The sequence below is a fragment of the Sphingobium jiangsuense genome, assembly GCF_014196495.1.
GTDB lineage: Bacteria > Pseudomonadota > Alphaproteobacteria > Sphingomonadales > Sphingomonadaceae > Sphingobium > Sphingobium jiangsuense.
Map to the genome: position 1 here is coordinate 45416 of NZ_JACIDT010000013.1, position 14549 is coordinate 59964.

11 protein-coding genes, 1 tRNA gene and 1 pseudogene are annotated in these 14549 nt (G+C 67.6%); 9 read left to right on the forward strand and 4 right to left on the reverse strand.

Annotated features, from left to right (window positions below):
- Nucleotides 1-16: 16 nt before the first annotated feature.
- The 5 genes from dapB to ada all read left to right on the forward strand — a co-directional run bounded on the left by dapB (nucleotide 17) and on the right by ada (nucleotide 3379).
- Nucleotides 17-748 carry a 4-hydroxy-tetrahydrodipicolinate reductase gene (gene dapB, locus GGR43_RS16455; RefSeq protein WP_188073060.1) on the forward strand — a complete coding sequence of 244 codons (732 nt, stop codon included), beginning with the start codon at nucleotides 17-19 and terminating at the stop codon, nucleotides 746-748.
- Between the two features lie 12 nt (nucleotides 749-760).
- The gene (gene nth / locus GGR43_RS16460) at nucleotides 761-1420 is read left to right on the forward strand and encodes an endonuclease III (RefSeq protein ID WP_188073061.1); all 660 of its coding nucleotides are present in this window, start codon (nucleotides 761-763) and stop codon (nucleotides 1418-1420) included.
- A gap of 56 nt (nucleotides 1421-1476) precedes the next feature.
- Nucleotides 1477-1926: a hypothetical protein gene (locus GGR43_RS16465; protein ID WP_246343841.1), complete on the forward strand. Its 450-nt coding sequence runs from the start codon at nucleotides 1477-1479 to the stop codon at nucleotides 1924-1926.
- A gap of 112 nt (nucleotides 1927-2038) precedes the next feature.
- Nucleotides 2039-2115, forward strand: a tRNA-Arg gene (locus tag GGR43_RS16470).
- A 178-nt stretch (nucleotides 2116-2293) separates the two neighbouring features.
- On the forward strand, nucleotides 2294-3379 hold the full coding sequence (ada, locus tag GGR43_RS16475) for a bifunctional DNA-binding transcriptional regulator/O6-methylguanine-DNA methyltransferase Ada (RefSeq protein ID WP_246343842.1): 1086 nt from the start codon (nucleotides 2294-2296) through the stop codon (nucleotides 3377-3379).
- 93 nt (nucleotides 3380-3472) lie between these two features.
- Here ada and GGR43_RS16480 read toward each other — a convergent pair whose 3' ends face one another.
- Together GGR43_RS16480 and GGR43_RS16485 are read right to left on the reverse strand one after the other, a co-directional pair.
- Nucleotides 3473-4162, reverse strand: coding sequence for a hypothetical protein (locus tag GGR43_RS16480; RefSeq protein ID WP_188073062.1), 690 nt, complete (start codon nucleotides 4160-4162; stop codon nucleotides 3473-3475).
- Nucleotides 4162-5613 (reverse strand): CYTH and CHAD domain-containing protein, encoded by a 1452-nt coding sequence (locus tag GGR43_RS16485; RefSeq protein ID WP_188073063.1) that lies wholly within the window; start codon nucleotides 5611-5613, stop codon nucleotides 4162-4164. Before GGR43_RS16485 ends, GGR43_RS16480 begins: the two co-directional genes overlap by 1 nt.
- Nucleotides 5614-5879: 266 nt before the next feature.
- Here GGR43_RS16485 and GGR43_RS16490 point away from each other — a divergent pair.
- Nucleotides 5880-6380: pseudogene (locus GGR43_RS16490) on the forward strand (CHAP domain-containing protein).
- 37 nt (nucleotides 6381-6417) lie between these two features.
- Here the strand turns inward: GGR43_RS16490 and GGR43_RS16495 are convergent.
- Both GGR43_RS16495 and GGR43_RS16500 read right to left on the reverse strand, forming a co-directional pair.
- The gene (locus GGR43_RS16495) at nucleotides 6418-7782 is read right to left on the reverse strand and encodes an ATP-binding protein (protein ID WP_246343843.1); all 1365 of its coding nucleotides are present in this window, start codon (nucleotides 7780-7782) and stop codon (nucleotides 6418-6420) included.
- A gap of 7 nt (nucleotides 7783-7789) precedes the next feature.
- Entirely contained in the window at nucleotides 7790-8518 is a 729-nt protein-coding gene (locus tag GGR43_RS16500; RefSeq protein ID WP_188073065.1) for a response regulator transcription factor, read from the reverse strand.
- A 335-nt stretch (nucleotides 8519-8853) separates the two neighbouring features.
- Between GGR43_RS16500 and GGR43_RS16505 the strand changes: the two genes are divergently transcribed.
- The 3 genes from GGR43_RS16505 to GGR43_RS16515 are packed head-to-tail and all read left to right on the forward strand — an operon-like array spanning nucleotide 8854 to nucleotide 14516.
- Nucleotides 8854-9993, forward strand: a complete 1140-nt coding sequence (locus tag GGR43_RS16505) for an efflux RND transporter periplasmic adaptor subunit (protein WP_188073066.1) — start codon at nucleotides 8854-8856, stop codon at nucleotides 9991-9993.
- A gap of 12 nt (nucleotides 9994-10005) precedes the next feature.
- On the forward strand, nucleotides 10006-13149 hold the full coding sequence (locus GGR43_RS16510) for an efflux RND transporter permease subunit (RefSeq protein WP_188073067.1): 3144 nt from the start codon (nucleotides 10006-10008) through the stop codon (nucleotides 13147-13149).
- On the forward strand, nucleotides 13146-14516 hold the full coding sequence (locus GGR43_RS16515; protein ID WP_188073068.1) for an efflux transporter outer membrane subunit: 1371 nt from the start codon (nucleotides 13146-13148) through the stop codon (nucleotides 14514-14516). The genes GGR43_RS16510 and GGR43_RS16515 overlap by 4 nt, the downstream gene beginning before the upstream one ends.
- The last annotated feature ends 33 nt before the right edge of the window (nucleotides 14517-14549 follow it).

Genomic DNA, 14549 nt, shown 5'->3' on the forward strand with positions numbered 1-14549 from the left:
CGGGAAGGAAATGGCCATGACGGCAATCGGCATTATCGGCAGCGCGGGGCGCATGGGCATGGCGATCCTGGCCGAGCTCGGCGCACAGGGCCTCACGCTGGCGGGCGGGGTGGACCGGCATGAGGGCGACCTCGCGAAGCTGGTGCCGGACAGCGACGTGCTGATCGACTTTTCCTCGCCCGCCGCACTCGCCGCCACGCTCGACGCCTGCACCCGTGCGGGCAAACCGATCGTCATCGGCACCACCGGGCTGGAGGCGGAGCATCATCGCCTGATCGACGAGGCCGCGCGCACGATTCCGGTGCTCCAGACCGGCAATACCTCGCTCGGCGTCAATCTGCTCGCCGCACTGGTCGAGGAAGCCGCCCGCCGTCTCGATGACGATTGGGATATCGAGATCGTCGAGATGCACCACCGGCACAAGGTCGATGCGCCCTCCGGCACCGCGCTGCTGCTCGGCGAGGCCGCAGCGAAGGGGCGCGGCATTGCGCTGGCCGACCATAGCGAGCGCGGCCGCGACGGCATCACCGGCGCGCGGGCGAAGGGCGCCATCGGCTTTGCCGCACTGCGCGGGGGATCGGTGCCGGGCGACCATAGCGTGATCCTCGCCACCGAGGGCGAGAGCATCACCCTTTCCCACCGTGCCGAAAACCGCGCCATCTTCGCGCGCGGCGCGGTGAAGGCGGCGCTGTGGCTGAAGGATCAGCCCGCGGGCCGCTATGCGATGAAGAGCGTGCTGGGCCTCTGAGCCGCCGCCGCGATGAAGAAAGACGATATCTTCGAATTCTACCGGCGCCTGGCGGAACTCAACCCCGCCCCGCGCACGGAGCTGGAATATGGCAACGACTATCAGCTGCTGGTCGCGGTCGTGCTCTCCGCCCAGGCGACCGACGTCGGCGTCAACAAGGCGACGCGCGCGCTGTTTCGCGAGGTCAGGACCCCCGCGCAGATGGTCGCGCTGGGCGAGGAAGGGCTGAAGCAGCACATCAAGACCATCGGCCTCTTCAACGCCAAGGCGAAGAATGTGATCGCCCTGTCCGAGATACTCGTGCGCGATTTCGGCGGCGAGGTGCCGAAGGATCGCGACATATTGACCACCCTGCCCGGAGTCGGGCGCAAGACCGCCAATGTGGTGATGAACACCGCCTTCGGCGCGGAGACCTTCGCGGTCGACACCCATATCTTCCGCGTCGGCAACCGCACCGGCCTCGCGCCGGGCAAGAACCCGCTGGAGGTCGAGCGGAAGCTGGAAAAACAGACGCCCGCCCCCTTCCGCCGCGACGCGCACCATTGGCTGATCCTCCACGGTCGCTATATATGCAAGGCGCGCAAGCCGGAATGCTGGCGTTGCCCGGTATCGGACCTGTGCCGGTACAAGCCCAAGACGCCCGCGCCGGCAAACGCGTCCAAAGCAGCCTGACAGGGCCGTCAGCCCGCGTTCAGCCATGAGCGCGTACTGCGGCCGGAGAGGAGGATATGATGGCACCTGTTATCTCTCGTTTCGTCGCCCCCGCGCTCGTCCCGCTTGTCGCACTCGCCCTTTTGCCCGCCCCGGCGCTGGCCGAGGAGGGTGGCGCAGCGAAGGACGGCAAGGCCAAGGCCGCCGAACTGGTCCCGGTCGGCGAGCCGGTTTCCTGCATCATGCCCAGCCAGTTGCGATCCACCCGCGTGATCGACGACCAGACCATCGATTTCGAGATGAACAACGGCACCGTCTATCGCAACCGCCTGTCCCATCGCTGCCCCGGCCTGAAGATGGAGGAACGGTTCGCCTACAAGATCTCGACCAGCCAGCTCTGCTCGGTGGACATCATCACGGTGCTGCAAAGCTTCGGCGGCGGCCTGAGCCAGGGGGCGAGCTGCGGCCTCGGCACTTTCCAGAAGATGGAAAAGCCGGGCCAGAAGATGGAAAAGCCGGGCAAATAGCCGTTCCATTCGGGGTAGGAGGAATTCCCGCCCGCGATTTTATGCCCGGCGCGCAATTTGTGGCTGGCGCAGGCCGCTTCGCTTTGCTAAGCGGCCTGCCACAAGGCGTCATGCACTCGTAGCTCAGCTGGATAGAGCGCTGCCCTCCGAAGGCAGAGGCCACAGGTTCGAATCCTGTCGAGTGCGCCACCCCCTCCATCAGATACCCGAACAGACCGAAGCGAAGGCGCGGCGATGGTTTCGCGTGGCCACATGCACGGCGGTCGAATCGCGATAGCGGCTCCCCTTGAAGCCTCTCCCACCCTATATCGGATTTGAGAGCAGGAAATGGAGCGCGCGCGCCGCAGCCCGCTGGCATGATGGTGGAATGATGACCGATCCGTACAAATCCCCGCCGCTTCCGACAGCGCACGACCCCCGCTGGGTGCGGGTGGTGGCGCGTGACAGGAGTGCCGATGGCGCCTTCTGGTATTCCGTCGCCACCACTGGCGTCTATTGCCGCCCGTCCTGCCCGTCGCGCACCGCCAATCCGCAGAATGTGACCTTGCACGACACGCTCGAAAGCGCGCGGCGCACGGGTTTCCGCCCCTGCCTGCGCTGCAACCCCGACGGCGCTTCCACGGAAGAGGAAAACGCCGCGCGGATCGAGCGCGCCTGCCGCATCATCGAAACGGCGGAAGGAAATATCCCGCTGGCCGATCTCGCCGCGGCGGTGCGCCTCAGCCCGGCTTATTTCCATCGCCTGTTCCGGGCGAGGACGGGCCTGACGCCCAAAGGCTATGCCGCCGCGCACCGGGCGAAACGGGTGCGCGACACTCTTGCGAAAGGAAAAAGCGTGACCGAGACGATCCATGAGGCTGGCTTCGGCTCCAATGGCCGTTTCTACGCCCAATCGGAAGCGATGCTGGGCATGACCCCGACCCGCTATCGCCGCGGCGGCGCGGAAGAGGCGCTGCGCTTCGCGGTGGGCCAATGCTCGCTCGGCGCGATCCTTGTGGCGTCGAGCGGAAAGGGCGTGGCGGCGATCCTGCTGGGCGACGATCCCGATGAGCTGGTCCGCGAGTTGCAGGACCGCTTCCCCCGCGCCGCGCTGACCGGCGGCGATGCCGACTATGAGCGGCTGGTCGCGCAGGTGGTGGGGTTCGTCGAGCAACCGGCGATCGGCCTCGACCTGCCGCTCGACGTGCGCGGCACCGCATTCCAGCAGCGCGTCTGGCAGGCGCTGAGGGAGATACCGGCGGGCCGGACCGCAAGCTATGCGGAGGTGGCAAAGCGCATCGGTGCGCCCGAAGCGGTGCGCGCCGTCGCCGGGGCCTGCGCGGCCAACCATATCGCGGTCGCCATCCCCTGCCACCGCGTCGTGCGCACCGACGGGTCGCTGTCGGGCTATCGCTGGGGCGTGGAGCGCAAGCGCGAGTTGCTCGACCGGGAAAAAAGGGACGGCGGCGCGTAGGAGACTGACCCAACGGCTGCTTTTCTCTTGGGGCGAGAAGAAAGACAGGGCTTCGACAAGCTCAGCCCGAACGGTGGAGAATGTGTCTGGACCTCAGGAATGAGAGGACGACGCCGGGCCCTCCTCAACCGAGCCGACGCCGAGGCCCACGCCCATCCCGACACCCATCGCGCCGCCCATTCCCATGCCGCCGCCGCGTCCCGCCCCGTCCTTGCCGCGATTGTCCTTGTCCCGCGAGCCGGAACCGGACGGCCGCGCCGGCCCCTGCATCGGCACCTGAACATCCGCCGGTATCGGGTCGAGATCCAGCGCCTCGCGGATGAAGGCGCGCAGCGAGACGACCAGTTCATGCGTGTGCACCGGACGCCCGGCGACCAGCTCGCGCGCCGCATGCTCGGCCAGCCGCACCTGCTCCTCGGTGCCGAGCAGGATGATGTCCGACAGCGCCGCCTCCACCGCATCGCGGATGCGGCGGGCGCGATCGGACCCCGTCGCGCCCTCGGCGGAGGCGTCCGGAGTCTCGGCGGGCGGCCCCTCCCGGCGCAATTGCCGCAAATGGGTGGGGTCCACGGTCAGCGTGCCGGTGAACGACCCGCCCAGCACCTTGTAGGCGGCGATCAGCGTGCGCAGCCGCTCGTTGATCTGGCGGTTCATCCTTTCCCGCCGTTGCTGGATGGTCACCATCATCAGCAGGCGGATGCCCATTCCGATCAGCGTGATCAGCGCCAGGCCGAGCAGCGTCGTCAGCAGGCTGTGCCAGGAGGTGAAATCGAGATTGCGCATCAGTCCCTATCCTGTCGCCAGAAACGCGCGGCGTCCGCGAATGCCGCATGCGCCCCGGCGGCCTTGTGCAGCAACTTCTCCTTGTCCCGCATCCGCGCGGGCAGAAGGGCTTCGGCCTGCCCCTCCAACCCCAGCTCCGCCAGCAGGCCGGGAAGGGTGGCCAGATCGTTGAGCGCGCCCAGATCGTCCTGCAACGCCGAGAGGGTCGAGAGGAAATGCTTCGCCCGCCGCTCTTCCTTCCCTTCATAGAGCCCGGCGAAGAATTCCGCCGCATAGCGCAGCTTCTTCGCGGATTTGCGGAGCCGGTGGCGGGCCTCGTCATCGATGTCGACGAGATGGCGCCCGCGCTTCTTCACCTTACGGCGCAGATCGTCGAGCAGCGCGACAGCGAAATCGCCGACGGGCAGCGCGCCCGCACCGCCTGCCAGTTCCGTCCCCCCGTCGCCTGACACCCATTCCACCAGATCCAGCGCCAGCATCCGCGCGCGCGGCGAATCGAGCGCGCGGCGCACCTGTGCATAGGCATCGCGCCGATGGCGCAGCAGGGCCTGGGCAAGCTCTTCGTCGGCCAGCCGGTCGGCCAGCACGTCGATGTCCCGCGCGCGGCCAAGCTCGCCCGTCAGCCAGCGCAATTCCCCGGAAAAGCGCGCATAAGGCGCGTCCGCCATCGACGCCCGCAGCAACGACAGCGCCGAGCGCAACCGCCGCAGCGCGACCCGCGCCTGATGCAAGGCGTCGCGGTCGTCCCGCTCCAGGATCAGCATCTCGTTGAGGCGGAACTGGCGGATGCAGGCGAGGATGATCGCCCGGAACGCCGCCGCCACCGTCATCGACGGCAGCACGGCGACCGCCTCCGCCCGCGCCGCCACCGGCAGCGGGCCGAGCAGCCGATAGCCCCGCTCCGACTTGCTCAGCAGGCCGAGGCGCACCGGCACGACCGCGCCGATTTTCCGCGCCAGATCGAACAGCGCCGCCCGCGCCCCGCCCTTCTGTTCCAGCTCCAGCTCGCAATAGGGCGCCTGACGATCGCCCGCGACGACCATGCCCCGGTCGAGCACCGCCTCTATCGCCTCACCCTCGCCGGACAATATCGTCCGGTCGTTGCGCACCACGAAAAGCGGCGCGATCGATCCGGCTGTGCCGCCCGGCAGGAGCGGCAAGACTGCCTCTTCGTCCAGCACCGGCATTTCGTCGGCGATATCCCGCTCCCACTCCCCGCGCTCGAACAGGCCGATGCCGCCGCCCCCGGTCTTGACGGTCTGGACCAGCCGCGCGCCTTCCTTGCGGATGCGCAGCGACATGCCGGAGCGGCGCAGCGCCAGATCCGGCGTGTCGAAATAGGTGGCGTGCTGGCGAACGCGCCTCGGCTTGCCGTGGAACAGCCCGGCCGCCTCGATCCGGCGCGCGGCGTCCTCCGGCACTTCCAGCTTCAGTTCGATTTCCTGCCCCATGCCACCCCGCATTGCGTCGGACAAAGCCGGCGCGCACCATATAATATAACCCCGCCCGCCGCCATATCGCCCCTGCCCGGCGGGCCGCACCGGTTAAAATCCGTTAAATTCCGTTAAAAACGGCCGATTTCCGTTAGGAAATGGAGCAACCCGGCGCAGATCGACGCAGCGACGAAACGGTTCGTCGCCCGGCGCTTTTCAGATCGCCGCCGCTCTGCCCTAAGGACGCCCACACAGTTCAAGCTGTTCTACCGAGGGTCGCACGAATGAAGTCTGGTTTTCGCGCTTTGATCGCAACGGCAATGCTTGCGCTCGGCGCCCTGACCGCCTCCCCCACCATCGCGGGCGTCCTGTAATGCGCGCCCTTCGCGCGCCAGATTTCCGGCATCGAGCTTTACGGCAACGCCGGGACCTGGTGGTCGCAGGCGCAAGGCCGCTATGAGCGCGGCCACGAACCGCGCGTTGGCGCGGTGCTCGCCTTCTCCTCCAGCCGCTCCATGCCGGTCGGCCATGTCGCGATGGTCAGCAAGGTCGTCAGCGATCGCGAGGTGCTGCTGACCCATGCGAACTGGTCCTATCGCGGCGGCATCGAACGCAATGTGCGCGCGGTGGACGTGTCGCCGAACAACGACTGGACCGACGTGCGCGTCTGGTACGGCCCGATCGGCGATCTGGGCCAGCGGTCGAACGGTGCCTTCGGCTTCATCTACCCGGAAGAGGCCACGCCTGCCGCCAAGGCGCCGATCCGGATCGCCATGGCCAACTGATCCCGGCAGGGCGCGCCGGTCATTCGATCGGAATTCCCTACCCCTCGAAATGAATCGTCGCGATCAGGCCGCCGCCTTCCGCATTGGCGAGCCGCACCGATCCGTCGAAGGTCATCGCCAGCGTGCGCGCGATCGTCAGGCCGATACCGGTGCCCGACCGCCCGCCCGGCTGGCCCGCCGTGCCGCGCGTGAACGGCTCGAACATCTCGTCCAGCTCCGCCTCGTCTATGCCCGGCCCATGGTCGCGGACCGATATCCACACATGGCCGTCCGTCCGGGTGCAGCGGATTTCCGCATCGCCGCCATATTTGACCGCATTGTCCACCAGATTGCCGATGCAGCGCGTCAACGCATTGGGCTTGCCCCGCACCATGCCGCCGCATTCGGACAGCAGGCGCACATCATGCCCCAACTCCACCGCATCCTCGACGATGCTGTGCAGCACCGAATCGATGTCGATCATCGCCCAGTCCTCCTGCGCCTCGGTCGAGCTGGCGAGGTCCAGCCCCTCGCGCACCAGCGTCTGCATTGCGCGATGGTCCTGCAACAGCTTGTCGCGCAGTTCCGGATTGTCCACCTGCTCCAGCCGCAGGCGCATGCGGGTGAGCGGGGTCTGGAGATCGTGGCTGATCGCCGCGAGCAGCTGCGTGCGCTCGCGGAAACCGGCGCGCACGCGGTTCTGCATCAGGTTGAAGGTGGAAAGGGCCGCGCGCACCTCGTCCGGCCCTTCCTCCGGCAGCGGCCGGGGGTCGAGCGAGAGGGAGAAGGCCTCCGCCGCCTTTTCCAGCCGCCGCAACGGCTTGGCGATTTCCCGCGCGACCAGCACGGAAAGCAGCGCGCTGACCAGCATGATGAGCAGCAGATCCACCGGGCGGAACGTGCTGTCCGCCGGCATGGTGAGGCGCGGCAGGCCGAGGGCGATCGCCTGCCGCTTGCCCGCCGTGTCGGTGAAGCGCACGATCCAGCAATCGGGCAGCGGCGCATCGGCAAAGCCCGCCGCCGCCTGCCGGGGGTCGAGTTTCTTGTATCGGAAGCAAAACCCCGTAGGCACCTGCCCCGCCTCCGGGTGGGAGGCCGCGCCGAGATGCCTTTCAAGCTCCTTCGCCAGTCCAGGCTCCGGATCGCCGATGGCGATCCCGACCGGCGCGGCGGCGGCGCCGAGGATCAGGCGCTGTTCGAGCATCTGCGCGGTTTTCTCCGGCTCTCTGGCAAGGCGCCCGGCGACGTCCACCGCGCTCGCCACCACGCGTTCGTGGCGGATGCGGTGGAAATCGTTGCGCCGGGCCTGATTGGCGAAAAAGAGCGAGATGATGGAACTGGCCGCGATGCCCACCGCCAGCAGCACGAAGATGCGCCCCGCCATGGAACGGAAGAGGACCGACGGGCGCAGGCGTCTGTTCATCCTTCCCTCACTCATGGATCACCGGACAGGCCAGCACATAGCCTTCGCTGCGCACGGTCAGGATGAGATCCGCGCCGCCTTCAATCTGCCCCAGCTTCTGCCGCAAGCGGCTCACCTGAAGGTCGATCGACCGGTCATAGGCGACGGTCGCCTTGCGTTCGGGCAGCAGTTCCTCGCGCGAGAGCACGCGGTTGGGCTCTTCGATGAAGCGGCTCAGCAGCCGGAATTCGGCCGAGGACAGCATCACCAGCCCCTCGTCGGGCGCGATCAGGCGGCGCTGGAACAGGTCGAGCCGCCACGGCCCGAAGCGGACCAGCCGCCGCTGCACCTTCGCGGCCGCCGCATTGCCCTCCGTCCGGCGCAGCAGGTTGCGCACCCGCGCCATCAGCTCGCGCGGCTCGAACGGTTTGGTCAGATAATCGTCCGCGCCCAGCTCCAGTCCCAGCACGCGGTCGATCGCGGTGCCGCGCGCCGTTACCATGATGACCGGCGTCGCAATGTCGCGCGCGCGCAGCTCGCGGCACAGCGCCAGGCCGTCGCCGTCGGGAAGGTTGAGGTCCAGCACGATCAGGTCCACCGCCTCGGCCGCGCAGATGCGGCGCAGCCCGGCGATGTCGGGCGCGGCGAGCAGGCGATAATTGTCGCGCGCCAGCTGCTCGACGATGAGGTCGCGAATATCCTCGTCATCCTCGACGACCAGCACCGTCTTGCGGCCCGTCCGGTCGCCGCCGGTCATTCCGCCTTCTGTTACGCCACCCTCATTCATCCTTCCTGATTAGCGCCCTCCCCCGCATAAGTCTGCCCCGCAAGAAGCAGGACATGCTTTGATACAAAATGATACGAAATTCCGGCCGCCTTTCCCCTATGAACCGGGGCTGCGGGAACCGGCGCGGTTTCCTGCGGCGACCGGGCGGTCCTGCCCCAGGGCAAGGCCCCGCAACCATTTGTAACGAGGACGAGATGATCTGTGAAAGAGGCATGACGGCGCCTGCTTTCCTCCTGCGCTGCTTCGCGCCCCGTCCCGCGCGCCCGCCCCTTTCCCGCCTGCCCCGAAACCGGAAAAGACCTTTCATGCCCATTCTCCCGCTGCCTTCCCGTTCCCTTTTCGGCCTCGCGATGCTCCTCTGCTCGCTGGGCCTCGCGGGATGCGGAGAGAAGGAAGCCCCGCAAAGGGGACCGGTCGAGGTCGGCGTGCTCACCCTCACCAGCGGCCCCGTCACCGTATCCACCGAATTGCCGGGCCGCACCGCCTCCACGATGATATCGGAGGTGCGCCCGCAGGTCGCCGGCATCATCCAGAAGCGCCTGTTCGAGGAAGGATCCTACGTAAAGGCGGGCCAGCCGCTTTATCAGATCGACCCGTCGCTCTACCGGGCCTCCCACAATGAGGCCAACGCCGCGCTGTCGAGCGCGCAGGCGACGCTCGCCGCGGCGCAGGCCCGCGCCACGCGCTATCGCGCGCTCGCCGATGGCGATGCGGTGAGCCGGCAGGACAGGGACGACGTGCTCGCCGCCGCGCGGCAGGCGGAGGCCGCTGTCGCGCAGGCGCGCGCGCAGCTCGACACCGCGAGCATCAACCTGCGCTTCACCAAGGTCTATGCGCCGATCAGCGGACGCATAGGCCGCTCTCTGGTCACGCCCGGCGCGCTGGTGACGGCCAATCAGGCGACCGCGCTGGCGACGATCCAGCAGCTCGACCCGATCTATGTCGACATCACCCAGTCGAGCGCGAAGCTGCTGCAATTGCGCCGCGCGCTCGCGGCCGGGCAGGTGCTGCCCGCCAGCGCCACCATCCGGCTGAAGCTGGACGACGGCACCGACTATCCGCAGAGCGGCACGATCGAATTCACCGAGCCGATCGTCGATCCCAACAGCGGCACGGTGACGCTGCGCGCCCGCTTCCCCAACCCGGACGGGCTGCTGATGCCCGGCATGTTCGTGCGCGTGGTGGCGCCGCAGTCGGTGGTGCCCAACGCGATCCTCGCCCCGCAACGCGGCGTCAGCCGCGACGCGAAAGGCGCCGCCACGGTGCTGGTCGTGACGAAGGACAACAAGGTCGAGCGCCGCACCATCACCGTGGAAAACGCCATCGGCGACAAATGGCTGGTCACCGAGGGGCTGAAGACGGGCGAGCGCATCATCGTGGAGGGCATCAACAAGGTCTCGGTCGGCGATACGGTGAAGCCGGTGCCGGTCGGCGCGGACAAATAGGCCGGATCGACCATGCTCAGCCGCTTTTTCATCGAACGCCCGATCTTCGCCTGGGTCATCGCGATCGGCATCATGATGGCCGGGGCCGCCTCGATCTTCAGCCTGCCCATCGCCCAATATCCGAACATCGCGCCACCATCGGTGCGCGTCACCGCCAATTATCCCGGCGCATCGTCCGAAGCGGTGGAAACCAGCGTGACGCAGGTGCTGGAACAGCAGCTGACCGGCATCGACGGCCTGCTTTATTTCTCCTCTTCCTCCAGCTCAAGCGGCCGGGCCAGCATCACCGTGACCTTCGAGAAGGGCACGGACCCCGACACCGCGCAGATGCAGACGCAGAACAAGGTGCAGCAGGCCCTGCGGCGCCTGCCCGCCGCCGTCCAGCAGCAGGGGCTGGTGGTGGAAAAGACCCAGGAAGACTTCCTGATGGTCGTCGCCCTCTACGACAAGACGGGCCGGTCCGCCCGCAACGATCTGGCCGACTATCTCATCAGCAATTTCCAGGACCCGATCTCCCGTCTGGAGGGGGTCGGATCGGTCAATGTGTTCGGCGCGCAATATGCGATGCGCGTCTGGCTCGACCCCTATAAGCTGGCGGCGGTCAAGCTGATGCCCTCGGACATCGAAAGCGCGATCCAGGCCCAGAATGTCGAGGTTTCCGCCGGGCAGATCGGCGATGCTCCGTCCGAAACCGGGCAGGAGATAAACGCCACCGTCACCGCGCGCTCGCGCCTCGAAACGCCGGAGCAGTTCCGCGCCATCATCGTCAAGACGGAGACGGACGGATCGATCGTCCGCCTGTCCGACGTCGCCCGCGTCGAGATGGGCGCGCAGGGCTACAGCGTATCGTCCTATTTCAACGGGCAGGCGTCCTCCGGCATCGCCGTCATGATGGCGCCGGGCGCCGACGCGCTCAAGACGGCGGACCTCGTCAAGGCGAAGACGCAGGAACTCTCCCGCGATCTGCCGGAAGGCTACACCATCCACTATATGCGCGACACCACGCCGTTCATCAAATTGTCGGTGCAGGAAGTGGCCGAGACGCTGGTGGAGGCGGTGATCCTCGTCATCATCGTGATGTTCGTGTTCCTGCAAAGCTGGCGCGCGACGCTCATTCCCGCCATCGCGGTGCCGGTGGTGCTGCTCGGCACGCTGGGCGTGCTGGAGGTGCTGGGCTATTCGATCAACACGCTGACCCTGTTCGGCATGGTGCTGTCCATCGGCCTGCTGGTCGACGACGCGATCGTCGTGGTCGAGAATGTCGAGCGCATCATGGAGGAGGAAGGGCTGTCGCCGCACGACGCCACCGTCAAGTCGATGGGGGAGATCAACAGCGCGCTGATCGGCATCGCCCTCGTGCTGTCGGCGGTGATGCTGCCCATGGCCTTTTTCGGCGGATCGACGGGCGTCATCTACCGACAGTTCTCGATCACCATCATCTCTTCCATGCTGCTGTCGGTGCTGGTCGCGCTGATCCTCTCGCCCGCGCTGTGCGCGACGCTGCTGCGGCCCAAGAACGCCGAAACGCATGAGAAGCGGGGCCTGCTCGCCCGCTTCAACCGCTGGTTCGCGCGCCTCAACGAGCGCTATGCGGAGCGCGTCGGCTTCGTGATGACGCGGCGCAAGCTGTTCTGGGGCAGCTTCTTCGTGCTGCTGCTGATCGTCTGGGGCCTGTTCGCGCGCCTGCCGACCAGCTTCCTGCCGACCGAGGACCAGGGGCAGATCATGGTGCAATATACGCTGCCCGCCGGCACCACCATGTCCCATACCGAAGCGGTGGCCGACAAGATGAAGGATTATTTCCTGAACGATGAGCGGGACAATGTCGATTATGTGATGTCGATCATCGGCTTCAGCTTTTCCGGGTCCGGCCAGAATGCCGGGCAGGCATTCATCAGCCTGAAGCCATGGTCCGAACGGAAAGGCAGCGTCAACGGCGCGGCCGCCATTTCCGACCGCGCCAGCAAGAAGCTCGCCGCGATCCGCGACGCCCGCATCTTCGCGACGACGCCGCCCGCCATTCAGGGCCTGGGGCAGACCACCGGCTTTTCCTTCAAGCTGCTGAACACCGGCGGCCTCAGCCGGGAACGCTTTCTGGAGCTGTACAACCAGCTGCTGCAAACCGCCGAAAAGGATCCGATGCTGGCCGCCGTGCGATCCGGCAGCCTCGACGACACGCCGCAGCTGAAGGTCGACATCGATTCCGAGAAGCTCGCCGTGCTGGGCCTGACGCAGGCGGATGCGGACGACGTCATCAGTTCCGCCTGGGGATCTGTCTATGTCAACGACTTCATCGATCGCGGCCGCGTGAAGCGCGTCTACATGCAGGCCGACGCCCCGTTCCGGGGCCTGCCGGAGGATCTCGACAACTGGCAGGTGCGCAACCGCTCCACCGGGGAGATGGTGCCCTTCTCCGCCTTCGCCTCGACCCATTGGGAACTGGGGCCGAGCAACCTCTCCCGCTTCAACGGCATGCCCGCCTATGAGGTGCAGGGGCAGGCCGCGCCCGGCGTCAGCTCCGGCGAGGCGATGGCCCGCATGGTCGAGCTGCAACAGCAGCTTCCCGCCGGCACCAGCTATGCATGGAGCGGCATGTCGTTCGAGGAGCAGCGCAGCAGCGGCCAGGCGCCCCTGCTCTACGGCCTGTCGATCCTCGTCGTGTTCCTGTGCCTCGCCGCGCTCTACGAAAGCTGGTCGATCCCGTTCGCGGTGCTGCTGGTCATTCCGGTCGGCATTTTCGGCGCGGTGCTGGCGGTGTCGCTGCGCGGGCTCGACAACAACATCTTCTTCCAGGTCGGCCTGCTCACCACCATGGGGCTGGCGGCGAAGAACGCGATCCTGATCGTGGAGTTCGCCGATCAGGCGCGGCGCAAGGGCAAGCCGACGTTCGACGCGGCGATCGAGGCGGCGCGGCTGCGCTTCCGCCCGATCCTGATGACGTCGCTGGCATTCGTCGCGGGCGCGATCCCGCTCGCCATCGCGACGGGCGCGGGCGCGCAGAGCCGCGTCGCGATCGGCACGGCGGTCGTCGGCGGGATGATCGCCGCGACGGTGCTGGCGATCTTCTACGTGCCACTGTTCTTCCTGACGATCCACCGCCTGTTCTCGCGCGAAAAGGGCCATCCCGCGCCCGGTAATGAAGAGGTAACCGCATGAAACGGCTTGTTGCCGCCCTGTCCGTCCTGCCACTTGCCGCCTGCAACATGGCCCCCCGCTATGAGCGGCCGGAGGCCCCGGTTCCCGCGCAATGGCCGCAAGGCGCCGCCTATCCCGCCACCGGCGAAGGCGCGCAGCAGCAGGCGGGCCTGCCGTGGAACCAGCTCGTCGCCGACGCGAAGCTGCGCACGCTCATCGAGCGCGCGCTGGGCGCCAATCGCGACCTGCGCGCGACGATGGCGAGCGTGATGGCCGCCCGCGCGCAATATCGCGTCCAGCGCTCCGCGTTGCTGCCGACGGTCAATGCCGAAGGCGCCGCCACGGCCGCGCGCGCCAATGGCCAGAACAGCGAGAATTACGCCGCCGAGCTGGGCATCAGCGCGTTCGAGATCGACCTGTTCGGCCGGGTGCGCAACGAAACCCGCGCGGCGCTGGAAAACTGGCTGGCGACGCAGGAAGGCGCGCGGGCGGCGCGCATCAGCCTCGTCGCGGAAACCGCCAATGCCTATGCGACCCTCGCCGCCGATCAGGAAAGGCTGGCGCTGGCGCGCAGCACGCTGGCCAGCGCAGAGCGTTCGCTGCAACTCACGGAATCGCTCAATGCGGCGGGCCTCGCCAGCGCACTCGACGTGCAACAGGCGCAGACGGTGGTGCAGCAGGCGCGTTCCGACGTCGCCTCCACCAGCACGCAGGCCGCGCAGGATCGCAACGCGCTCCAACTGCTGACCGCCGCCCCGGTCGAGGACGCGCTGCTGCCGCTGTCGCTGGAAGAGGTCGCGGCGGGCATCGCCGCCCCGCCCGCCGGGCTGTCGTCCGCCGTGCTGCTCGAACGGCCCGACATATTGCAGGCCGAGCATCTGCTGAAGGCCGCCAATGCCGATATCGGCGCGGCGCGCGCGGCGCTGTTTCCGACGATCAGCCTGACGGCGGCGATCGGCGTCGCCAGCTCGGCGCTATCCTCGCTGTTCGACAGCGGCCATTTCACCGCCTCCGCGACGCCCTCGGCGCGCTATTCGGTGTTCGGCGGCGGCAGGAGCGCCAATGTCGAGGTCAGCCGGGCGGAGCGGGACCGGGCGCTGGCGCAATATGAATATGCGATCCAGACCGCTTTCCGCGAGGTATCCGACGCCCTCGCCCGCGCGGGCACGATAGACGAGCAGCAGGCCGCCCAGCGCGCGCTGGTCGCCGCGAGCCGCAAATATCTCGACCTTGCCGACCAGCGCTATCGCGGCGGCATAGCGAGCTATCAGAACGCGCTCGACGCGCAGCGCACGCTCTATGCGGCGCAGCAGAGCGCGATCGCGACCGATCTGGCCGCGATCGGCAACCGCATCACGCTCTACCGGGTGATCGGCGCGGATTTCTGACGGCGGGCCGGACGCGCCCGGCCCACCTCTCTC

What these genes read in the sequence shown, in the direction of transcription:
- dapB (WP_188073060.1), top strand. Translation starts at nt 17, where the DNA reads ATGACGGCAATCGGCATTATCGGCAGCGCGGGGCGCATGGGCATGGCG.
- nth (WP_188073061.1), top strand. Translation starts at nt 761, where the DNA reads ATGAAGAAAGACGATATCTTCGAATTCTACCGGCGCCTGGCGGAACTC.
- GGR43_RS16465 (WP_246343841.1), top strand. Translation starts at nt 1,477, where the DNA reads ATGATGGCACCTGTTATCTCTCGTTTCGTCGCCCCCGCGCTCGTCCCG.
- ada (WP_246343842.1), top strand. Translation starts at nt 2,294, where the DNA reads ATGATGACCGATCCGTACAAATCCCCGCCGCTTCCGACAGCGCACGAC.
- GGR43_RS16480 (WP_188073062.1), bottom strand. Translation starts at nt 4,162, where the DNA reads ATGCGCAATCTCGATTTCACCTCCTGGCACAGCCTGCTGACGACGCTG.
- GGR43_RS16485 (WP_188073063.1), bottom strand. Translation starts at nt 5,613, where the DNA reads ATGGGGCAGGAAATCGAACTGAAGCTGGAAGTGCCGGAGGACGCCGCG.
- GGR43_RS16495 (WP_246343843.1), bottom strand. Translation starts at nt 7,782, where the DNA reads ATGAACAGACGCCTGCGCCCGTCGGTCCTCTTCCGTTCCATGGCGGGG.
- GGR43_RS16500 (WP_188073065.1), bottom strand. Translation starts at nt 8,518, where the DNA reads ATGACCGGCGGCGACCGGACGGGCCGCAAGACGGTGCTGGTCGTCGAG.
- GGR43_RS16505 (WP_188073066.1), top strand. Translation starts at nt 8,854, where the DNA reads ATGCCCATTCTCCCGCTGCCTTCCCGTTCCCTTTTCGGCCTCGCGATG.
- GGR43_RS16510 (WP_188073067.1), top strand. Translation starts at nt 10,006, where the DNA reads ATGCTCAGCCGCTTTTTCATCGAACGCCCGATCTTCGCCTGGGTCATC.
- GGR43_RS16515 (WP_188073068.1), top strand. Translation starts at nt 13,146, where the DNA reads ATGAAACGGCTTGTTGCCGCCCTGTCCGTCCTGCCACTTGCCGCCTGC.